Source organism: Tatumella sp. UCD-D_suzukii, assembly GCF_000611875.2.
Classification (GTDB): Bacteria; Pseudomonadota; Gammaproteobacteria; order Enterobacterales; family Enterobacteriaceae; genus Tatumella; species Tatumella ptyseos.
Window position 1 is genome coordinate 75,447 of sequence record NZ_JFJX01000056.1, and the last position, 22,444, is coordinate 97,890.

Annotated in this window: 19 protein-coding genes; 15 read left to right on the forward strand and 4 right to left on the reverse strand. The window is 51.3% G+C overall.

Annotated features, from left to right (window positions below; translation table 11 throughout):
- The first annotated feature begins 91 nt into the window (after positions 1-91).
- From CG67_RS12710 to yfcD, 6 genes are all read left to right on the forward strand, one after another.
- The gene (locus CG67_RS12710; protein WP_025903322.1) at positions 92-664 is read left to right on the forward strand and encodes a UbiX family flavin prenyltransferase; all 573 of its coding nucleotides are present in this window, start codon (positions 92-94) and stop codon (positions 662-664) included.
- 261 nt (positions 665-925) lie between these two features.
- Positions 926-1,708 carry a lysine/arginine/ornithine ABC transporter substrate-binding protein gene (locus CG67_RS12715; protein WP_025903323.1) on the forward strand — a complete coding sequence of 261 codons (783 nt, stop codon included), beginning with the start codon at positions 926-928 and terminating at the stop codon, positions 1,706-1,708.
- A 63-nt stretch (positions 1,709-1,771) separates the two neighbouring features.
- Positions 1,772-2,458, forward strand: coding sequence for a histidine ABC transporter permease HisQ (locus tag CG67_RS12720; protein WP_025903324.1), 687 nt, complete (start codon positions 1,772-1,774; stop codon positions 2,456-2,458).
- Positions 2,455-3,159: an ABC transporter permease gene (locus CG67_RS12725; RefSeq protein WP_025903325.1), complete on the forward strand. Its 705-nt coding sequence runs from the start codon at positions 2,455-2,457 to the stop codon at positions 3,157-3,159. The genes CG67_RS12720 and CG67_RS12725 overlap by 4 nt, the downstream gene beginning before the upstream one ends.
- Before the next feature lie 17 nt (positions 3,160-3,176).
- Positions 3,177-3,950: a histidine ABC transporter ATP-binding protein HisP gene (gene hisP, locus CG67_RS12730; protein ID WP_025903326.1), complete on the forward strand. Its 774-nt coding sequence runs from the start codon at positions 3,177-3,179 to the stop codon at positions 3,948-3,950.
- 463 nt (positions 3,951-4,413) lie between these two features.
- The gene (yfcD, locus tag CG67_RS12735) at positions 4,414-4,959 is read left to right on the forward strand and encodes an NUDIX hydrolase YfcD (RefSeq protein WP_025903327.1); all 546 of its coding nucleotides are present in this window, start codon (positions 4,414-4,416) and stop codon (positions 4,957-4,959) included.
- 55 nt (positions 4,960-5,014) lie between these two features.
- Here the strand turns inward: yfcD and pta are convergent, their stop codons facing one another.
- Both pta and CG67_RS12745 read right to left on the reverse strand, forming a co-directional pair.
- Positions 5,015-7,150, reverse strand: coding sequence for a phosphate acetyltransferase (gene pta / locus CG67_RS12740; protein WP_025903328.1), 2,136 nt, complete (start codon positions 7,148-7,150; stop codon positions 5,015-5,017).
- An 86-nt stretch (positions 7,151-7,236) separates the two neighbouring features.
- Complete coding sequence (locus CG67_RS12745) at positions 7,237-8,439, reverse strand: acetate kinase (protein ID WP_025903329.1); 1,203 nt, start codon at positions 8,437-8,439, stop codon at positions 7,237-7,239.
- 302 nt (positions 8,440-8,741) lie between these two features.
- Between CG67_RS12745 and yfbV the strand changes: the two genes are divergently transcribed.
- Complete coding sequence (gene yfbV / locus CG67_RS12750; protein WP_025903330.1) at positions 8,742-9,191, forward strand: terminus macrodomain insulation protein YfbV; 450 nt, start codon at positions 8,742-8,744, stop codon at positions 9,189-9,191.
- Between the two features lie 203 nt (positions 9,192-9,394).
- Here the strand turns inward: yfbV and yfbR are convergent, their stop codons facing one another.
- Both yfbR and CG67_RS12760 read right to left on the reverse strand, forming a co-directional pair.
- A complete protein-coding gene (gene yfbR / locus CG67_RS12755) occupies positions 9,395-10,000 on the reverse strand; it encodes a 5'-deoxynucleotidase (RefSeq protein ID WP_025903331.1) in 606 nt (201 codons plus the stop codon).
- A gap of 128 nt (positions 10,001-10,128) precedes the next feature.
- A complete protein-coding gene (locus CG67_RS12760) occupies positions 10,129-11,346 on the reverse strand; it encodes a pyridoxal phosphate-dependent aminotransferase (protein WP_025903332.1) in 1,218 nt (405 codons plus the stop codon).
- Positions 11,347-12,271: 925 nt separating this feature from the next.
- Between CG67_RS12760 and CG67_RS12765 the strand changes: the two genes are divergently transcribed.
- The 8 genes from CG67_RS12765 to nuoH all read left to right on the forward strand — a co-directional run bounded on the left by CG67_RS12765 (position 12,272) and on the right by nuoH (position 22,438).
- Positions 12,272-13,207 carry a LysR family transcriptional regulator gene (locus CG67_RS12765; RefSeq protein ID WP_025903333.1) on the forward strand — a complete coding sequence of 312 codons (936 nt, stop codon included), beginning with the start codon at positions 12,272-12,274 and terminating at the stop codon, positions 13,205-13,207.
- Between the two features lie 520 nt (positions 13,208-13,727).
- Positions 13,728-14,168 carry an NADH-quinone oxidoreductase subunit A gene (locus CG67_RS12770; protein ID WP_025903334.1) on the forward strand — a complete coding sequence of 147 codons (441 nt, stop codon included), beginning with the start codon at positions 13,728-13,730 and terminating at the stop codon, positions 14,166-14,168.
- A 15-nt stretch (positions 14,169-14,183) separates the two neighbouring features.
- A complete protein-coding gene (locus CG67_RS12775; protein WP_025903335.1) occupies positions 14,184-14,864 on the forward strand; it encodes an NADH-quinone oxidoreductase subunit B family protein in 681 nt (226 codons plus the stop codon).
- A gap of 113 nt (positions 14,865-14,977) precedes the next feature.
- The gene (gene nuoC / locus CG67_RS12780; RefSeq protein ID WP_025903336.1) at positions 14,978-16,777 is read left to right on the forward strand and encodes an NADH-quinone oxidoreductase subunit C/D; all 1,800 of its coding nucleotides are present in this window, start codon (positions 14,978-14,980) and stop codon (positions 16,775-16,777) included.
- Between the two features lie 2 nt (positions 16,778-16,779).
- Positions 16,780-17,295: an NADH-quinone oxidoreductase subunit NuoE gene (gene nuoE, locus CG67_RS12785; RefSeq protein ID WP_025903337.1), complete on the forward strand. Its 516-nt coding sequence runs from the start codon at positions 16,780-16,782 to the stop codon at positions 17,293-17,295.
- The gene (nuoF, locus tag CG67_RS12790) at positions 17,292-18,638 is read left to right on the forward strand and encodes an NADH-quinone oxidoreductase subunit NuoF (protein ID WP_025903338.1); all 1,347 of its coding nucleotides are present in this window, start codon (positions 17,292-17,294) and stop codon (positions 18,636-18,638) included. Before nuoE ends, nuoF begins: the two co-directional genes overlap by 4 nt.
- Positions 18,639-18,746: 108 nt before the next feature.
- Positions 18,747-21,464: an NADH-quinone oxidoreductase subunit NuoG gene (nuoG, locus tag CG67_RS12795; RefSeq protein ID WP_025903339.1), complete on the forward strand. Its 2,718-nt coding sequence runs from the start codon at positions 18,747-18,749 to the stop codon at positions 21,462-21,464.
- Positions 21,461-22,438: an NADH-quinone oxidoreductase subunit NuoH gene (nuoH, locus tag CG67_RS12800; protein ID WP_025903340.1), complete on the forward strand. Its 978-nt coding sequence runs from the start codon at positions 21,461-21,463 to the stop codon at positions 22,436-22,438. The genes nuoG and nuoH overlap by 4 nt, the downstream gene beginning before the upstream one ends.
- Positions 22,439-22,444: the final 6 nt, after the last annotated feature.

Consider the following 22,444-nt stretch of genomic DNA (forward strand, 5'->3'; position numbering starts at 1 on the left):
GGATTTCCGCCCTGTTCTTTTTGGCAAATCCATTCGCTCACAGCGTTCTCCCGCGGTATCATAGGCGTTTTAAGGAAGTGCAGGGCAGGTTATGAAGAGGCTGATTGTTGGGGTATCAGGGGCCAGTGGCGTTATCTATGGTATACGTATGCTGGAAGTTTTAAAAAACGTGCCTGAGGTGGAAACCCATTTAGTGATGAGTCAGTCAGCCCGCCAGACGCTGGCACTGGAGAGCGACTATTCTGTACGTGATATTCAGTCACTGGCGGATGTGGTTCATGACATTCGTGATATCGGTGCCAGTATTTCTTCCGGATCGTATAAAACGGACGGTATGGCGCTGCTTCCATGCTCAATGAAGACGCTGTCCGGCATTGTTCACAGCTACAGTGACAACCTGCTGACACGTGCAGCTGATGTCGTACTGAAGGAGCGGCGTAAACTGGTATTGGGTGTGCGTGAAACTCCTCTGCACCTCGGACATCTGCGGATGATGACGACTGCCGCAGAAATGGGAGCGATTATTATGCCTCCGGTGCCTGCATTTTATCACCGGCCGCAGAGCGTGATGGATATTGTCGACCAGACAGTAAACCGGGTAATCGATCAGTTCGATATTACGTTACCTGAAGACCTCTTTGCCCGCTGGCAGGGCAAAAGTTAAGGTGAAATGATCCTTAATAGTGCACTTTTCCCTCTAAGCACCGTTCCGGTGCTTCTGAATCCCCCTATTGGTGCATGACCTTCCCTCTGAGTCGGCTGCCACCGGCAGCATCATTCCTGTTTGTGCAAAAAAAACACTATTTTCGTGATTGTCGGCCATTCCCGGAAGACATGCGCATTCTGGCATGAAATGTGCAAAACTCCTTCTGCACACATGACAGTAAGATTAATCACTATAAAAAAATTAACCAGAGGGCAATCTATGAAAAAGCGTGTTTTGGCTCTTTCGCTTGTTTTGGCATTTTCCAGTGTTGGCAGCGTATTCGCGGCGCTCCCGCAAACACTGCGTATCGGCACAGACCCGACGTACCCGCCCTTTGAGTCCAAAAATTCTGACGGACAGATAGTGGGATTTGATATCGACCTGGCCAACAATATCTGTCAGCGTATTCATACCAGGTGCGTCTTTGTGGAAGGTGATTTTGACAGCCTGATCCCGTCGCTGAAAGCGCAAAAGATTGATGCCATTATCTCGGCTCTGTCGATTACACCGAAACGTGAAGAGCAGATTGCGTTCTCTGACAAACTCTATGCCGCCAACGCGCGTCTGGTTGCGGTCAAAGGCTCTGCACTGCAACCGACCGTCGCTTCCCTGAAAGGGAAAAGTATCGGAGTAGAGCAGGGGACGACGCAGGAAACCTATGCCGATCAATACTGGCGTCCGAAAGGGGTGAATGTTATCTCTTATGCGACTCAGGATCAGGCGTATCAGGATCTGAATGCTGGCCGTCTCGATGCCGCTTTCCAGGATGAAGTTCAGGCCGGAGAAGGCTTCCTGAAGAGCCCTGTCGGGAAAGGATATGCGTTTGCCGGCCCGGCGGTGAAAGATGCAAAAATTTTCGGTGTAGGTACCGGCATGGGTCTGCGTAAAGGAGATACTGAGCTGAAGACCGCCGTGGATAAAGCGTTTGAGGCGATGCGTAAAGACGGGACTTACGATAAGCTGGCGAAGAAATATTTCGATTTTAATGTGTACGGTGGCTAATGTGTCATTCGCTGCCCGCCCCGGGCGGGTAGCGGTTATTTATTTTGTTGCAGGAATTTGTTGATGCTCTACGGATATACCGACGTCATTATGAAAGGCGCGCTGGTTACAATTGAACTGGCATTAAGCTCCGTGGTACTGGCGGTCGTACTAGGGCTGATAGGTGCCGGGGCAAAGTTATCGAAGAATCGTGTGTTGTCCACGATTTTTGGTGCATATACCACCATTATTCGCGGTATTCCGGATCTGGTTTTAATGCTGCTGATTTATTATGGCTTGCAGATTGCCCTGAATGAGTTCACTGATCTGCTGGGTATAGAGCAGTTTGATATTGATCCTATGATGGCGGGGATCACCACCATCGGGTTTATTTACGGAGCGTACTTCACTGAAACGTTCCGCGGCGCTTTCCTGTCCGTACCCAAGGGCCAGGTGGAAGCAGCCACTGCCTTTGGAATGACCCCTTCTCAGGTTTTCCGGCGGATACAGTTTCCGCTGATGATGCGTTTTGCACTGCCGGCTATCGGTAATAACTGGCAGGTTATCCTGAAAGCGACGGCGCTGGTTTCCTTACTCGGTCTGGAAGATGTGATTAAGGCAACGTCCCTGGCAGGGAAGAGTACCTGGCAGCCGTTTTATTTTTCTCTGGTTGCCGGCGCGATTTATCTGTTTTTTACCACGGTTTCCAATGGGGTGTTGTGGTGGCTGGAACGCCGCTATTCAGTGGGAGTGAAAAAGGCTGAATTATGATTGATATTATTCACGACTACTGGAAGTCGCTGTTATGGACCGACGGATATCATATTACCGGGGTCGCTATTACGTTATGGTTGCTGGTGCTGTCGGTGTCTATTGGCGGTGTGATGGCCTTGTTTCTGGCTATTGCCCGGGTGTCACCTAACCGTTTTATCAGCACGCCGGTCTGGCTGTTCACTTATGTTTTTCGCGGAACACCACTCTATGTGCAGTTACTGGTGTTCTACACCGGAATGTATACCCTGGAAATTGTGAAAGGTAACGAGTTACTGAATGCCTTTTTCCGTAGCGGAATGAACTGTGCAGTGCTGGCGTTTACCCTGAATACCTGTGCCTATACCACCGAACTTTTTGCCGGTGCTATCCGCTCTGTGCCTCACGGAGAAATCGAAGCCGCCAGAGCCTACGGATTTTCAACGTTCAAGCTGTACCGTTGCATTATTTTGCCGGCAGCTTTACGTATTGCGTTACCCGCGTACAGCAATGAAGTGATCCTGATGCTGCATTCCACGTCTCTGGCGTTTACCGCTACCGTGCCGGATGTGCTTAAAATCGCCAGGGATATTAATGCTGCGACCTACGAGCCTTTTACGGCCTTTGGTATTGCGGCGGTGATCTATCTGGTGATCTCTTATTGCCTGATTTCGCTGTTCCGCAAAGCAGAACGTCGCTGGCTGCCCCACGTTAAATCCTGATCCCGCTGAGAATTACTATGTCTGAATTAAAATTAAGTGTGACAGAGCTCCATAAACGTTATGGGGATCATGAAGTCCTGAAGGGTGTTTCATTACAGGCTGCGGCAGGTGATGTGATCAGTATTATTGGTTCTTCAGGTTCAGGAAAGAGTACTTTTCTGCGTTGTATAAATTTTCTGGAAAAACCGAGCGAAGGCTCTATCTCTCTGAATAATGAAAATATTAATCTGGTCAGAGATAAAGATGGTCAGCTGAAAGTGGCGGATAAAGAGCAACTGCGTAAGTTACGTACCCGCCTGACTATGGTCTTCCAGCACTTTAACCTGTGGAGTCATATGACGGTACTGGACAACGTGATGGAAGCTCCGGTCCGGGTGCTGGGGATCAGTAAGCAGGAAGCGCGTGAGCGTGCGATTAAATACCTCGATAAAGTCGGTATTGATGCCCGTGCCCGGGATAAATATCCGGTTCATCTTTCCGGAGGGCAGCAGCAACGTGTCTCTATCGCACGGGCGCTGGCAATGGAGCCGGAAGTTTTGCTGTTTGATGAACCCACTTCCGCACTGGATCCGGAACTGGTGGCTGAGGTGTTACGTATCATGCAGCAACTGGCGGAAGAAGGAAAAACCATGGTCGTGGTCACCCATGAAATGGAATTTGCCCGCCATGTCTCAAGCCAGGTTATTTTCCTGCATCAGGGTAAAATTGAAGAGCAGGGCTCGCCTGAAAAAGTCTTTGGTCACCCGGAAAGTCCGCGTCTGCAGCAGTTTTTGTCCGGCGCATTGAAGTAAACCGTGCTCCCGCCCGGTGCAGTCCGGCGGGCGGGAGACAGAGTCAATTTCTGACAGTGACCTCCAGGCACAGTCAATTGACGATACTTGTCTTATCCTGTGCATGACCCTCTGATCGCGACTGGTTCGGCAGTCAGACCGATATTAATCGTTTATGTCTTCTGCGGGATGGGTTACCGGATCTTAGAGCATCGTTGTCCGTCCTGATATTTCCCGGTTGTTTGTCGTGCCAGGGGAGAGCACCGTTACCTGGCAACGGTGGCTAAAAGCCTGCCGGAAATCGCGCAAAAGCAGGCTCTGCCTCAGTATCCTACGCCTCTGGTTCAGTCGCTGAGAAAAGCACGGGATAAGAAGAAAAATATAAAGTCATCAATGGGTGACATTTAACAATATATTAACGCCCATTATCATCATTGTCTGATAAAATCAGATGTTATGTGGATCTGCGAAAAAAGGGTTACGGATGGTGGAGCAAATTCCTGAAGATGATATCGAGTGGGTCGATATTGTTAACGAAAATGATGAAGTCATCACGACGGCCAGTCGTACACATATGCGTGCCGAATGTCTCCGTCACCGGGCAACCTATATAGTGGTCCATAACGGGATGGGTGAAATACTGGTTCAGCGCCGTACTGAGAATAAGGATTTTATGCCGGGCAAACTCGATGCGACAGCCGGTGGGGTAGTGCAAAGCGGTGAAGATATCCTGGCATCAGCGCGACGTGAAGCCGAGGAGGAGCTGGGTATTGCAGCGATTCCGTTTGCCGAGCACGGGAAATTTTATTTTGAAGACAAACATTGTCGTGTCTGGGGCGCACTGTTCAGTTGCGTCTGTCATGGCCCGTTTGCCATGCAGGAAAGTGAAGTCGCTGAGATTTTCTGGATGACACCTGAAGAGATCACTGTCCGTTGTGACGAGTTTACTGATGACTCTCTTAAGGCACTGTCGTTGTGGATGAGCCGCAACAGTGAAGGGCGCCGGGCCTCTAACGAGTTGCAGGCATAATCGCGGTATTTCCTTATTTCCGCAGGCAGCTGTCTTAGCTGCCTGCGGGGACCGGTTATTTCTGGCTTTCTGCCTGTTCCGACTGAATAGCGGTTAACGCAATGGTGTAGACAATGTCGTCTACCAATGCTCCGCGGGAAAGGTCGTTTACCGGTTTACGCATACCCTGCAACATCGGACCGATAGAGACCAGGTTCGCAGAACGCTGTACGGCTTTATAGGTTGTATTACCGGTGTTCAGATCCGGGAAGATAAATACGGTCGCACGGCCGGCAACCGCAGAATCCGGCGCTTTAGACTTCGCAACATCTTCCATAATGGCCGCATCATATTGCAGCGGTCCGTCAATGACCAAATCCGGACGTTTGTCCTTCGCCAGGCGCGTCGCCTCGCGAACTTTTTCGACATCGCTGCCTGCTCCGGAATTGCCGGTAGAATAGGAAATCATCGCCACCCGGGGTTCAATCCCAAAGGCTTTGGCTGAATCGGCCGACTGGATAGCAATTTCCGCCAGCTGTTCAGCACTGGGATCCGGGTTAATGGCGCAGTCACCGTAAACCAGTACTTGTTCCGGCAATAACATAAAGAAGACGGATGAGACCAGAGAACTGTTGGGGGCCGTCTTAATCAATTGCAGTGGCGGGCGAATGGTATTGGCAGTGGTATGTACCGCCCCGGAGACCAGACCATCGACTTCGCCTTTTTCCAGCATCAATGTGCCCAGCACGACGTTATCTTCCAGTTGTTCTCTGGCAACGATATCAGTCATCCCTTTGTTTTTACGCAGTTCCACAAGACGGCTGACGTAGTTTTCACGCGCCTGTTGCGGGTCCACGATTTCGATGCCATCGCCCAGAGTAACGTCCTGCAGGGCCGCGACACGATGTATTTCGTCCGGGTCACCCAGTAACACACAACGGGCGATCCCACGGGCAGCACAGATCGCGGCGGCTTTAATTGTTCTGGGTTCATCCCCCTCAGGTAACACAATACGCTTAGAGGCCTGACGGGCCAGCTCAGTCAACTGATAACGGAAAGCCGGAGGTGAAAGCAGACGGTTGCTCACCGTTGCGTTGCTCAGAGAATCGACCCAGTCTGTGTTGATGTGGCTGGCGACGTATTCCTGAATCTTCTCTACCCGCTGAGTGTCATCTATCGGCACTTCCAGGTTGAAACTTTGCAGATTTAACGACGTTTGCCAGGTATTGGTATTGACCGTAAATATCGGCAGCCCGGTTTGTAATGCCCGTGAACAAAGCTTACTGATGGCGGGGTCGATTTCATAGCCGCCGGTCAGCAGGATAGCCCCGAGCTCTACCCCATTCATCGCCGCCAGACACGCTGAGACCAGCACATCCGGCCGGTCAGCGGAGGTGACCAGTAATGACCCCGGACGGAAAAGTTCAAGCATATGGGGCAGGCTGCGGGCACAGAAGGTGACTGACTTAATTCGTCGGGTGTTGATGTCTCCTTCATTGACGATACGGGCATTCAGATGACGACACATATCGATAGCACGGGTCGCAATCAGTTCGAAATTCCAGGGGATAATGCCCATCACCGGTAACGGGCTTTGTGCCTTCAGTTCGTCAATATCGACAGGGGCAATCTTCGTTTCGGTTGGATCTTCAAAAAATTCTGACAGATCCGGGCGTGTGCGGCCCTGCTCGTCGAGCGGGGCATGAAGTTTATTAAAGATAACCCCTTTGATTTGTTTATTTTTTTTGCCACCGAAACTGTTCTGAATAAACTCCAGACGTTCTTTCAATTGTGCCGCAGAATCATTGCCGGGTGACATCACAAAAATGATCTCGGCATTCAGCGTGCGGGCAATTTCAAAGTTCAGTGCGTTGGCAAATTCATGTTTACGGACCGGTACCAGTCCTTCAACCAGCACGACTTCTGCATCACGGGTGTTATCATGAAAGCGGGCAATAATTTCTTCCATCAAAACATCCTGCTGGTCCGCACCCAGAAGATTTTCGACGTAAGACATATTCAGGGGTTCGGCGGCAGGTATTGCGAAGTTATGACGGACAATCGCAGTGGTATGATCTTCTGCATCAGCATTAGAACGGGGCTGGGCGATGGGTTTAAAAATGCTAAGACGCATTCCTTTACGCTCCATCGCACGAATGACTCCCAGGCTGACACTGGTCAGGCCGACACTGGTGCCGGTCGGAATAAGCATAATTGTGCGGGACACTTGCGGCCTCTCTGCGTTTATCAGATCTGTAAAAAAGACCGCCAGACTGTGCTGGCGGCAGACGAGTTCATTCAGGCGGTCAGGCGTGCGGCATCGCGGGCAATGACAAGTTCTTCATTGGTCGGGATGACAAGTACCGGGCGGGTGCCTGGCTTGTTGATAAACCCGGCCTGACCAAAACGGGCTTCCAGGTTACGGTCATGGTCGACATCGAAATTCAGCAATGCCAGTTTTTTCATGGTCAATTCACGGACCGTTGCGGCATTTTCACCAATACCGCCGGTAAATACGACCGCATCCAGACGGCCTTCCATCAGGGAGGTATAGGCACCGATGTATTTCGCCAGCCGGTGACAGAAGACTTCCATCGCCCGTCTGGCTTCTTCCTGATGCTGGTAATTTTCTTCGACAAAGCGGAAATCATTAGTGACCCCGGTCAGTCCCAGTAAACCGGACTCTTTGGTCAGCAGGGTGTTGATCTGATCGGTACTCATTCCCAGGCTATCATGCAGGAAGAAAATAATCGCAGGGTCGATATCGCCGCTACGGGTGCCCATGACCAGCCCTTCCAGAGGCGTCAACCCCATTGACGTATCCACGCTTTTTCCGCCCCGGATAGCGGTGACAGAACCGCCATTACCCAGATGGCAGGTAATAATATTCAGCGACTCTGGTGGGGTTTCCAGCATTTTTGCGGCTTCCAGAGAAACGTAATAATGGCTGGTTCCGTGTGCACCATAACGGCGTACCCCGTGCTCTGTGTAAAGCTGATAGGGCAGTGCATACAGATAAGAAGACTCAGGCATAGTCTGATGAAATGCCGTATCGAACACGGCCACATTTTTAGAGGCCAGGTGCGGGAAGTTCTTCAGGGCTTCGGCGATACCGATAAGGTGGGCCGGATTGTGCAGCGGTGCAAAACAGGATGCATTTTTGATTTCTTCGATGACCTGGTCATCGATTAAAATGGACTGAGTCAGCCGCTCTCCGCCATGAACAATACGGTGGCCAATGGCCACGATTTGCGCTGAGAGTTCCGGCTGCTGACTGAGGATTTGCCCGACAATAAAATTCAGCGCTTCACTGTGCGCAGCCCCCGCTCCCAGAGCCGCCTCCTGTTTACCGCTTTCCTGTTTCCATTTTATGCGGGCTTCGGGCAGGTTAAAGCATTCCGCTAATCCGGAAAGATATTCATCACCATTCTCCGGATTTATAATAGCAAACTTGAGGGAAGAACTGCCGCAGTTGAGAACCAGAACTAACTTACTCGACATGGAAGCACCTATTTGTTTAAAGTGGTGATGAACAACGTAATAAGACGTTAATGTAACCCATGAAAGCTGACATGTTCATGATAAACAGCCTGCTGAATTAAAAAATTGTCCCCACTCAAAAAAATTAGTTATTTTTACCTGTTTTTTTGAGTGGCTACGCTTACGTGTCATGCTTTAATGGCTACAATTTATCACAGGGTGCTAATAAGCCCCTGTCTTATTGAAAATTATGCTAAATTTTACTCTTTATCTGCGTGGGATTAAAATTTTTTGCACGTTAGATTGTTATCTGAGGTACCGGTATGAGTAATACGGGCAATGTTAACTGGTTCGGTGTGCTTAAGCGCGGACAACACTATATGAATACCTGGCCCAATGACAAGCGCCTGAGCCCGGTGTTTCCGGAACATCGCATCGGAAAGGCGATTCGCTTTGGTATCCGCTTTATGCCGCCCGTCGCCGTGTTTACCCTTTGCTGGCAAATTGCCCTCCATGCACAAACCGGCCCCGCGGTTGCCAGTGCGCTTTTTGCATGTAGCCTGCCGGTTCAGGGATTATGGTGGATGGGTAAACGAGCCATGAAGCCGCTGCCTCCGACATTGCTGCAATGGTATCATTCCGTGCGCACTAAACTTGAGCAGGCAGGACAACCCACCGCTATTCCTGACGGTGAACCGACTTATCAGTCGCTGGCGGATTTACTGAAAAGGGCTTTCCGGCAGCTGGATAAGACTTTCCTGGATGATCTCTGACCTGCCCTGACAGGGACTGGTGGCCGGAGGTATTTATTCGGGATGAATTCCCCGGATTGAGCTGCGTGAAACCGGTCAGACGGAAGGTATGACACCGCCCCGGGGTAAACCGTAACTGGCAAAATTAACGCTGACTGTTCAGGGAACGGGCAGTGTCAGTTAACAGTCACCCCTGCCGGTTCCTGACTGCCTGCATGGATCGGTTACTGATAGTGTTCAGAGATTTTATCCAGCGTTGTGGTGCAGCTGGCACAAAATATTTCCATAAAGTCATCCACCTCTGGCATTTCCCGGCGTAACTCGCTGATGCGCGATTCCAGCCCTTCTTTGACATGGATGAACTCATCATTATGAAAACGAAGTTCATTCAATGCCTTAATATAGGCTGACAGGATATCTGCAGCTTTAACAATGGCTTTATAGCGTGGGTCGACATTCTTCTGAATAATCAGTCCGGAGAAACGTTCGCGTAAATCTTCCGGCAGGGTTTCGATGCATTCCTGTTCAGCCAGGGTTTCCAGTTGCTTAAACGCCTGAGTAAACTGCGGATTATGATATTTCGTTTTAGAATTGATGTCCTGCAGCTTTGTTTCAGAGACTTCATGATACAGGGCAATCACTGCGGCGCGATCCGGATCCAGGGGATTGTTATAGCGGGTATTACCGATGACGGTCAGTAAGTGGGCGATAACCGCGACCTGATGACTATGTTCAGCCACATTCTCTTTCTGTACGCAATGCATTAATGCCCAGCGTTTTATCAGAGGCATACGGGTTATCCAGGCCATAAAAGTACTTTGAAATTTCATCAGTCATGTTCCTGGTGCAGTAAAGAGGGGGGAGGGGGAGTTCCGGATTGCGCGTCCACCGGATGATCCGCACAACCCGCAGAACGGGGGGAGCCCCCCGTCACTGGCAGAAAGCGAAGGCCGGCAGGTTACTGGTGATAGTGCTCCAGAAAACGTCCGAACTTACTGATGGCCATTTCCAGGTCATCGACGCGTGGCAGAGTCACAATACGCACATGATCCGGCCATGGCCAGTTAAATGCACTGCCTTGTACCAGCAAGACTTTTTCCTGCAATAAAAAGTCCAGCACCATTTTCTGATCATCGTGCAGGTTAAACTTTTTCGGATCAATGCGCGGGAACATATAAAGTGCGCCCTGTGGTTTTACGCAACTGACTCCCGGAATATCATTGATCATTTCCCAGGCGCGTTCACGTTGCTGGTAAAGGCGTCCTTCAGGAACAATAAACTCGCTGATACTCTGATATCCCCCCAGCGCTGTCTGGATAGCATGTTGTGCAGGCACGTTGGCGCACAAACGCATAGAGGCCAGCATTTCCAGGCCTTCTATATATCCCTTGGCATGCTTTTTCGGCCCGTTAAGTACCATCCAGCCCTGGCGGAATCCGGCTACGCGATACGTCTTGGACAGACCGTTAAATGTCACCGTGAGCAGGTCAGGTGCCAGCGCCGCGATGGAGTGATGCTGTGCTTCATCGTAGAGGATCTTATCGTAGATCTCATCGGCGAAAATGATCAGGTTATGCTGACGAGCGATCTCGACGATCTCCAGTAACAGTTCTTTGCTGTATACTGCACCGGTCGGGTTATTCGGGTTAATGATGACAATACCGCGGGTTCTTGGTGTAATCTTTGCACGGATATCATCCAGGTCCGGGAACCAGCCTGCAGATTCATCACACAGGTAGTGGACGGCTTTGCCGCTGGAGAGGGAGACTGACGCCGTCCAGAGCGGATAATCCGGCGCAGGGACCAGCATTTCATCCCCCGTGTTCAGTAAAGCCTGCATTGACTGCACGATCAGCTCTGACACACCGTTACCGATATAAATATCTTCAACGGTGACATCACGCATCCCGCGAGCCTGGTAATGCTGCATAATCGCTTTGCGGGCAGAATACAGTCCCTTTGAATCACAATAGCCCTGTGAGGTGGGGAGATGTTTAATCACATCGACCAGAATTTCGTCCGGAGCCTCGAAGCCGAACGGGGCAGGGTTGCCGATGTTCAGTTTAAGGACTTTGTTGCCTTCTTCTTCGAGGCGGCGGGCCTCTTTGAGTACCGGACCTCGGATGTCATAACAAACGTTATCAAGTTTTGCGGATTTTTCAATTTTAGTAGTCATTACAATCGCCCTGGACAGCAGAGTCCGTGTATTTGCCCGACAGTGAAGCCTATAAATGTACGCTTCTGGTCACCCTAAAAGAAGGGTTAAGGTGAATTTTAGCGACTTTTGGCGTATATCAATACTTTTAATGTTATAAAGTGTTGGTTTTATGTTGGTTTTTGGTGTTTAAATCTGTATTTGATCAATAAGTTGGTTTTTTATTCTGTTGAAAATTCAGATTTAATAGCCACAAATTGAATCGAATAAAATTAACTCATCTCAAAATAATTTTATGCTGTAGAGAAAATTATTCGCAGGAACTTATTAATAATTTAAAACTGAAATCGGTTTCATTTTTCCTGCAGAGATGAGAAATATCTTAAATAGTATTCGTCATTAATCGTTAATTGAGATATTTCTGTTAACTATTAATAATTTCCGATAGGTGACAATTAATAGAATAGGAAAATCACAGTTTAAAAACAATATGATAGAATATTTACCTCTGTTGCCAGCACATAATAGGACCTGACGGAGATAATTACCCTTTAAGTAAAGTTCCCTGAATATGAAGCAGGTCAAAATTTGTGTAATTTTATATAAAAAAAATTCCAATTCTCTGCTAAAAATGATTAAGTATAATTAACAAATTAAAAGGCAGGATGTACCTTCTGAAATACTGTAAAAGAGGAGGGGACTGCGGGCCTGCGAATATTTTTAATTTGTTTCCGGAATAACGGCCCTTTGCAGGTGTCTGAGGCCGGAGAGCACGATCAAAGTGAGGTTGTTTAGGCGAAACTGCCGCAGTTTCGTCATCAGTACTGACGATAAACCACCCTTTTCGCGCAATGATAAAAAATTTTATTTATATCCTGTCTATTGGCAGGTTCTTTGAAGTAACACCAGGGCAGTAGCAATAAAATCCTATAAGTGACTATAAAATATGACAAATATTAATCCCCCGATAATGAATCTGGATCTTGATCTTTTAAGAACCTTTGTGGCTGTAGCGGACCTGAATACATTTGCAGCGGCAGCTGCAGCGGTCTGTCGCACTCAATCTGCAGTCAGTCAGCAAATGCAACGACTGGAACAACTGGTAGGAAAAGAACTTTTTGCCCGCCATGGTCGCAATAAGTTGCTGACAGAGCACGGGATTCAGCTACTCGGTTATGCCCGAAAAATCCTGCGCTTTAATGATGAGGCCTGTGCATCGCTGATGTACAGCAATGTTCAGGGCATTCTGACGATAGGGGTAACGGAAGATACCGCGGAAACGCTGTTACCTTATGTACTTAACCGGATCACCACACTCTATCCTAAGCTGACTATCGATATCCGTATCAATCCGCCCGAAGATATCTTTGCCATGCTGGAGCGGGAAGAAGTTGATTTGGTGCTGGCCACGAAAGCGTTTGGCGATGTGGTCAGTCAGGTACTGCGTACATCACCGACGCTGTGGTTTTGTGCAGCCGATTATGCGTTCCGCCATGGTGAAGCCTTACCGCTGGTATTACAGGATGAACCGAACCCGTTTCGTGAAATGGCCATTGAACATCTGGATAAAATCGGTATGCCGTGGCGCATCTCTTATGTTGCGGCGTCCCTGTCTGCCGTTAAAGTCGCCGTGAAATCCGGACTCGGGGCAACCGCGCGTCCTGCAGAGATGATTGGCCCGGATGTGCGGGTGCTTGGAAGTGCAGAGTATTTACCCCAGTTACCGGATACGCAATATTTGTTATGTCGCAAAGAGGCGACAGAAAACGAATTGCTGCAGTCGGTGTTTAATGTACTCAGGCCGTTAGCGGATCCTTCACATCCGCCGGCAGAGATGTCTGAAGACATACCTGAAGTTGCTGAAGATATTGCGGCGGATTAAATACAGCCGTTATCCCTTTCTTTCCGGACAAAAGACCTGCCCGGTAACGCGCGGGTCTTTTTTTATTCCCTCTCACTGCTGTTTCCTGCCCCCCGCCCCCTCTCATTCTGTTTGATTTTTGAACACTCAGACCGTAAGGCTGTTCCTGATCAAAAAAAAATCACCCGCCTGACAGGAAAATAACCAAAGACCTGCCAGAATGTAGGTGTTTAGACCAAAATTTAAACACTTCGTCCAGAGTTAGCCGTTCTCCGGCACCGACGGGCCATAAAGACAATTTTCAGGTCGACCCGGGTGCACTAATTGTTAATAATATGTTTCGTATGTTTCCTACTATTTAATTTAAATATGTAAAGGTTGACAAAAGGTTTACTAAGAGGGTAAAACCCCTAAAAAGCTATGGATATCAAGCCGGCTGAGCAATTTTTATCGGGCTTATCTCCTTTTCCTGAATTTTTGTGTTGATGGGGGGCGTGTCATTGCCGGTCACCTGAAACACATTTCGTGAGTAAGCAAGAGTATGTCAACAGCTACGGAAGTAATTGCACATCATTGGGCATTCGTTGTGTTTGTCGTCATTGCTATAGGTTTATGCATCTTCATGCTGGCCGGGGGCTGGTTATTGGGGGGCAGGGCAAAGGCCAGATACAAGGATACACCTTTCGAATCGGGTATTGCGCCGGTCGGCAACACTCAACTGCGGTTGTCCGCAAAATTCTATCTCGTGGCGATGTTCTTCGTCATTTTCGATGTTGAAGCCCTGTTTCTCTATGCATGGTCTGCCTCCGTGCGGGAAAGCGGTTGGATAGGATTTGCAGAAGCGGCAATTTTTATTCTGGTATTGCTGGCGGGCCTTGTCTATCTGGCACGGATCGGTGCGCTTGACTGGGCACCGGCGCGTCGCCGGATTCCGGTCGTTACGGCCACTCGTCAGCATCATACCCCCTCAGAAAAGCAGTAACAGCGAGGCATTGAAATGGACTATACGCTGACCCGCATAGACCCCGAAAATAACGGTGAAAACGATCGCTATCCCCTGCAAAAACAGGAAATCGTCACGGATCCGCTTGAACAGCATGTCCATCGCAGCGTGTATATGGGGAAACTCGAACATGCCCTGCACGATATGGTGAACTGGGGAAGAAAGAACTCGCTCTGGCCTTATAACTTCGGGCTTTCCTGTTGCTATGTCGAAATGACAACCTCTTTTACCGCCGTACATGATGTTGCCCGCTTCGGGGCTGAAGTCATGCGTGCTTCACCGCGTCAGGCTGATTTTATGGTCATTGCCGGTACGCCATTTACCAAAATGGCCCCGGTTATCCAGCGATTGTATGACCAGATGCTGGAACCGAAATGGGTGATCTCTATGGGGGCTTGTGCTAACTCCGGCGGTATGTACGACATCTATTCCGTGGTTCAGGGAGTCGATAAGTTCCTGCCCGTTGATGTGTATATCCCCGGGTGTCCGCCACGTCCCGAAGCCTATATGCAGGCGCTATTACTGCTTCAGGAATCTATCGGCAAAGAGCGCCGTCCGTTGTCCTGGGTGGTCGGAGACCAGGGCGTGTATCGTGCCAATATGCCTTCTGAGCGGGAAAGAAAGCGCGGTGAACGCATTGCTGTGACCAATTTACGTACCCCGGACGAAATCTGAGCCGGTTACTTATGGATGAATATGTATGGCGCTTTTAGAGTCATAATCCCGCCGGATACCATCCTGATGTCATCTTATTAGTGCCTGAAACAGGCCGGCATGGTGAATATCATATGACTGATTTGAACACGCACGACTCCGTTCAGCCCTCATGGCAAACCCGTGATCATCTTGATGATCCCGTCATCGGTGAACTGCGTAATCGTTTTGGCCCGGATGCCTTTACTGTTCAGCCCACCCGCACCGGTATTCCGGTTGTCTGGGTTCCCCGTGAACAACTCACGGATGTCGTCACCTTTTTGCGCAAACTCCCTGAGCCGTATGTCATGCTCTATGATCTGCACGGCGTGGATGAGCGTTTACGTACCCATCGGCAGGGGCTTCCGGCCGCAGACTTTTCGGTGTTCTATCATCTGTTATCGATAGGGCGTAACCGCGACATTATGCTGAAGGTTGCTCTTGCGGAAAATGATCTGAATTTACCGACATTGATCCCTGTCTTCCCGAATGCGAACTGGTATGAGCGCGAGACCTGGGAGATGTTCGGGATAACGTTTAACGGACATCCGCATCTGACCCGCATCATGATGCCACAGACCTGGACCGGGCATCCGCTGCGTAAGGATTATCCCGCCCGGGCCACTGAGTTTGATCCTTTTTCACTGACTAAAGCGAAAGAAGATCTGGAGATGGAGGCGCTGACCTTTAATCCCGAAGAGTGGGGCATGAAGCGGGGTGGCAGGAATGAAGATTTTATGTTCCTGAACCTTGGCCCGAACCACCCCTCAGCGCATGGTGCGTTCCGTATTATTCTGCAACTGGATGGCGAAGAGATCGTCGATTGCGTTCCGGATATTGGCTATCACCATCGTGGTGCCGAAAAAATGGCCGAGCGTCAATCCTGGCACAGCTATATCCCCTATACCGATCGTATCGAGTATCTGGGCGGGTGCGTCAATGAAATGCCTTATGTGCTGGCTGTCGAAAAACTGGCGGGGATCACGGTCCCGGAAAAGGTCGACGTGATCCGCGTGATGCTTTCAGAGCTGTTCAGGATCAATAGCCATCTGCTGTACATCTCCACCTTTATTCAGGATGTCGGTGCGATGACGCCGGTGTTCTTTGCCTTCACGGACAGACAGAAAATTTACGATGTTGTCGAAGCGATTACCGGATTTCGTATGCACCCGGCCTGGTTCCGCATCGGCGGTGTTGCTCATGATCTGCCAAAAGGTTGGGAACGACTGTTACGTGAATTTCTGGACTGGATGCCAAAACGGCTGAAAGAGTATGACAAAGCCGCACTGCGTAACTCCGTGCTGGTAGGACGTTCAAAAGGGGTGGCGGCATATAACCTGCAGGAAGCTCTGGAGTGGGGTACCACCGGCGCGGCATTACGGGCCACCGGTCTCGATTTTGATGTCCGCAAATGGCGTCCGTATTCCGGGTATGAGAATTTCGATTTCGACATCCCGGTTGGTGATGGCATCAGCGATGCTTACAGCCGTGTCATGCTGAAAATGGAAGAGATGTGGCAGTCACTGAGGATCCTGGAGCAGTGCCTGAATAACATGCCTGCCGGGCCGTTTAAAGCAGACCACCCACTGACGACGCCTCCGCCGAAAGAGCGCACATTGCAGCACATCGAAACGCTGATCACCCATTTCCTGCAGGTTTCCTGGGGCCCGGTCATGCCGGCCAATGAATCTTTCCAGATGATTGAGGCCACCAAAGGGATCAACAGTTATTACCTGACCAGTGATGGCAGCACGATGAGCTATCGCACCCGGGTAAGAACACCGAGTTTCCCGCATTTGCAGCAAATACCTTCGGTGATCCGTGGCAGCCTGGTGTCGGATCTGATTGTTTATCTGGGCAGTATTGATTTTGTTATGTCTGACGTGGATCGCTAATGATGAATGAGCAAAACATAACCATTAAGACGGTTGAACCTGAACAGGTTTTTTCCCTGAGTGGGGAAGAACGTCAGGCGATAGAACATGAAAAACACCATTATGAAGATGCCCGTGCCGCCTCCATCGAAGCGCTGAAAATTGTTCAGAAGCAGCGGGGATGGGTTCCTGACGGAGCTATCGGGGCGATCGCTGATGTGCTGGGGATCCCGGCCAGTGATGTCGAAGGTGTGGCGACGTTTTACAGCCAGATTTACCGGCAGCCGGTTGGCCGCCATGTGATCCGCTATTGTGACAGCGTCGTCTGCCATATCACCGGTTATCAGGGGATACAGGCCGCACTGGAGCAGCAACTGAAGATTAAACCCGGTCAGACAACCCCTGACGGTCGCTTCACTCTGCTGCCTACCTGCTGCCTGGGGAATTGTGATAAGGGGCCGGTCATGATGGTCGGTGAGCAGACCCATGTTCATCTGACGCCGGAAGCGATTGCGACATTACTGGAGCAGTACCCATGAGTGTAAAAACGATCATTCGTACGGCGGAAACCCATCCGCTGACCTGGCGTATGCGGGATGACCAGCAACCGGTCTGGTTAGAGGAATACCGTAGCAAAAACGGGTATGCCGGCGCGGAAAAAGCGCTGAAAAGCCTGGCGCCGGAAGAGATCGTCGCACAGGTGAAAGACTCAGGGCTGAAAGGCCGTGGAGGGGCCGGGTTCTCGACCGGTCTGAAATGGAGCCTGATGCCGAAAGATGAATCGATGAATATCCGTTATCTGCTCTGTAATGCAGATGAGATGGAACCAGGCACCTACAAAGACCGCTTACTGATGGAGCAGATGCCACATCAGCTGGTGGAAGGCATGCTGATCAGTGCGTTTGCGCTGAAAGCTTACCGCGGATATATCTTCCTGCGCGGTGAATATATTGAAGCGGCAGTGCATCTGCGGCGGGCGATAGAAGAAGCCAAAGCGGCGGGTTATCTCGGTGAAAATATTCTGGGGACGGGCTTCAGCTTCGAACTTATCGTCCATACCGGGGCCGGTCGTTACATCTGTGGTGAAGAAACCGCCCTGATCAACTCCCTGGAAGGCCGGCGAGCGAACCCCCGTTCCAAACCGCCATTCCCGGCGTCGGCCGGAGTCTGGGGGAAACCGACCTGTGTTAACAACGTAGAAACGCTATCCAATGTTCCGGCAATCCTCGCTAACGGGGTCGACTGGTACAAAGGGATCTCCGGCAGTGAGGACGCCGGCACCAAAATGATGGGCTTCTCCGGCCGGGTTAAGCATCCCGGCGTGTGGGAGCTGCCTTTCGGCATCACGGCCCGCGAAATCCTGGAAGATTATGCCGGGGGGATGCGGGACGGGTTGCGTTTCAAAGCCTGGCAACCCGGCGGTGCCGGGACGGATTTTCTGACCGAAAGTCATCTGGATCTGCCAATGGAGTTTGCCAGTATCGGTAAAGCCGGCAGCCGACTGGGCACGGCCCTGGCGATGGCGGTGGATCACGAAATTAATATGGTGTCTCTGGTCCGTAACCTGGAAGAATTTTTTGCCCGTGAATCCTGTGGCTGGTGTACGCCCTGTCGGGACGGATTGCCCTGGAGTGTCAAAATCCTGCGGGCGCTGGAACAGGGCAAGGGCCAGCCGGGCGATATCGAAACTCTGCAGCAGTTGTGTCGTCAACTGGGGCCGGGTAAAACCTTCTGTGCCCACGCGCCGGGAGCGGTCGAACCGCTGCAAAGCGCCATCAAATATTTTCGTGAAGAGTTTGAAGCAGGTATTGCACCACAGGTCTTCGGGAATGTCCGCAGTATTGCGGGGATCCAGCCTAACCTTTTGAAAGCACGCTGGTAACTGAGTTTCTCTTATCGCAATCGCGGTCAGAGCCGGTTGACCAACAAAAATTATAAGTACTGTGTCTAACGCTCGTGCCTGCACGAGCCTTACGGAAGCATGTTCACTATGGCTACAATCCATGTAGACGGTAAAGAATATGAAGTAAACGGGGCAGACAATCTGTTACAGGCGTGTCTGTCACTGGGGCTGGATATTCCTTATTTTTGCTGGCACCCGGCGCTGGGCAGCGTGGGGGCTTGCCGCCAGTGTGCGGTAAAGCAATATCAGAATGCCGAAGATACCCGTGGACGGCTGGTTATGTCCTGCATGACGCCCGCGGCGGACGGCACCTTTATCTCCATTGACGATGGAGAAGCAAAAGAATTCCGTGAAAGTGTGGTGGAATGGTTAATGACTAACCATCCGCACGATTGTCCGGTGTGTGAAGAGGGGGGTAACTGTCACCTTCAGGATATGACCGTGATGACCGGCCACAGCTTCCGGCGGTATCGTTTCACTAAGCGGACACATCAGAATCAGGATCTCGGGCCGTTTATCTCTCACGAAATGAACCGCTGTATTGCCTGCTATCGCTGTGTCCGTTACTACAAAGATTATGCCGGCGGCACCGATCTTGGCGTGTACGGTGCGCATGATAATGTGTATTTCGGACGCCCGCAGGACGGCACACTGGAAAGTGAATTTTCCGGCAATCTGGTGGAAGTCTGCCCGACCGGGGTCTTTACCGATAAAACCCATTCTGAACGCTACAACCGTAAGTGGGACATGCAGTTTGCACCCGGCATTTGTCAGCAATGCAGCGTGGGTTGTAATACCAGCCCCGGCGAACGTTACGGGGAGTTACGGCGTATTGAAAACCGCTTTAATGGCAGCGTAAACCACTATTTTCTGTGTGACCGTGGCCGCTTTGGTTACGGGTATGTCAATCTGAAAGACAGGCCCCGTCATCCCTGGCAGCGCCGTGGTGATAATCCGGTGACGATGGATGCCACACAGGCAGTGAATGCCGTTGCGGATGTATTGCGTCAGGCCGGAAAAGTGGTCGGTATCGGTTCTGCCCGGGCCAGCATTGAAAGTAACTTTGCGTTACAGCAACTGGTGGGGGCAGAAAACTTTTCTACGGGCATGGCCAGCCAGGAACATCAGAATGTAATGCAGGTACTTCAGGTACTGCGCGAAAGCGGTATTTACACGCCGTCATTGCGGGAGATTGAAGACTACGATGCCATTCTGGTGCTCGGTGAGGATCTGACACAGGTCGGTGCCCGTATCGCACTTTCGGTACGTCAGGCCGTGAAAGGTAAAGCCCGTGAAATGGCAGCAGCCCAGAAAGTGGCGGACTGGCAGATAGCGGCCATCCTGAATATTGGTCAGCATGCGAAACATCCGCTGTTTATCACCCATGTTGATGAAACCCGGCTGGATGATATTGCGGCCTGGAGTTATCGCGCACCGGTGGCTGAGCAGGCCCGTGTCGGCTTTGCGATTGCCCATGCTATCGACAGCGCAGCACCGGCCGCAGAAGGTATCGATAGCGCACTGGAGGGGAAACTGGACGTTGTCGTTCAGGCGCTGACCGGTGCAAAGAAACCATTGATTATTTCCGGGACACACTCCGGATCGCCCGCCATGATCGAGGCGGCGGCCAATGTGGCGCGTGCGCTGAAAAATACCGGCGCAGACGTAGGGCTGACCTTGCTGGTCCCCCGGGCGAATAGCCTGGGTCTGGCGATGCTGGGCGGACAGCCTCTTGAGCCGGTACTGGATCAACTGCGCCGCGGCGAAGCTGATGCGGTCGTGATTATGGAAAATGATCTGTACCGCAATGCGCCGCGTGCGCTGGTAGATGAGGCTCTGAGTGTCTGCCGGCAGGTCATCGTGGTTGATCACCAGCAGACGGCGACGCTGGAAAAAGCCGGTTTCGTGTTACCTGCCGCCAGTTTTGCTGAAGCCGACGGCACCCTTGTGAACAATGAAGGCCGGGCACAGCGCTTCTTCCAGGTCTTTGATCCGGCCTTCTACGACAACACTGTACTGATTTCTGAAAGCTGGCGCTGGCTGCACTCACTGCACGCGGTGCTGGAAAGCCGTAAAACCGACTGGTCACAGCTGGATCATGTGATTGAGTCCGTGATTGTGCAGCAACCGCAGCTGGCGGCCATCAGGGATGCTGCACCCGATGCCTCTTTTCGGATCCGCGGCCAAAAACTGGCCCGCTCTCCTCATCGCTCCAGTGGCCGTACGGCGATGCGGGCCAATATCAGTGTCCATGAACCACGTCAGCCTCAGGACAAAGACACCATGTTCGCTTTTTCCATGGAAGGGAACAACCAGCCAGAGGCACCTCGCTCGCAGGTACCTTTCGCCTGGGCGCCGGGCTGGAACTCGCCTCAGGCCTGGAATAAGTTTCAGGATGAAGTGGGCGGACATCTGCGACACGGGGACCCGGGTGTCAGGCTGATTGAGCCTGCCGCAGGGCAACTGCCCTGGTTCCCGGTGCCGGGTCAACGTGCCCCTGAGGGCTGGCAGGTCGCGCCACTGTATCGTCTGTTCGGCAGTGACGAATTGTCCCAGCGTTCAGCCGTTTTCCGTGAGCGCATGACCGAGGCCTTCGTGGTGCTTCATCCGTCAGACGCCGCTACCCTGGGCGTTAATGAAGGGGCCCGGCTGGAGCTGCAATGTTGCGGAGAAACGCTGGTGTTGCCGGTCCGGTTTTCTGCACAGTTACCCGCGGGGCAGGTAGGTCTGCCCTTAGGCTTGCCGGGGATCCCGCCGTTCCTGTCTGGTGCAACCATTGATAAACTGCAGGAGGCAGCACAATGAGCTGGTTTACCCCTGAAGCGGAAGCAGTCATTGTCCAGGTCATTAAGTCGGTGGTGATCCTGCTGGTCGTGGTGGTCTGCGGGGCGTTTATGAGTTTTGCAGAACGCCGGCTGCTTGGATTGTTCCAGAACCGTTACGGGCCAAACCGTGTCGGCTGGGGCGGCTCTCTGCAGCTGGCCGCAGACATGATTAAAATGTTCTTCAAAGAAGACTGGGTGCCGCCCTTTACGGATCGCGTTATTTTTACCCTGGCACCGGTGATTGCTTTTGTGGCGTTACTGCTGGCCTTTGCCATCATCCCGGTCGCCCCGGGCTGGATGGTAACCGACCTGAATATCGGTTTACTGTTTTTCCTGATGATGGCCGGACTGGCGGTGTATGCGGTGCTGTTTGCCGGCTGGTCAAGTAATAATAAATACTCCCTGCTGGGGGCGATGCGTGCCTCTGCCCAGACCCTGAGTTATGAGGTTTTTCTGGGACTTTCCCTGATGGGCGTGGTGGCGCAGGCGGGATCATTCAATATGTCTGATATCGTCAACAGCCAGGCCCATTTGTGGAATATCATCCCGCAGTTCCTTGGCTTTATTACCTTCTGTATTGCCGGAGTGGCGGTCTGTCACCGCCATCCGTTTGACCAGCCCGAAGCCGAGCAGGAACTGGCGGATGGTTATCATATCGAATATGCTGGGATGAAGTTCGGGTTGTTCTTTGTCGGTGAATATGTGGCTATCACGACAGTTTCTGCGCTGATTGTTACCTTATTCTTTGGCGGCTGGCTTGGTCCCTGGCTGCCTCCCTTCGTCTGGTTTGCCCTTAAAACTGCCTTCTTCATGATGATGTTTATTCTGATCCGCGCCGCACTGCCTCGTCCGCGCTATGACCAGGTCATGTCGTTCGGCTGGAAAGTCTGTTTGCCGTTGACGCTGTTGAATCTGCTGGTGACTGCCGCAGTGATCCTGTTCAACGCGCAGTAAGGAGTA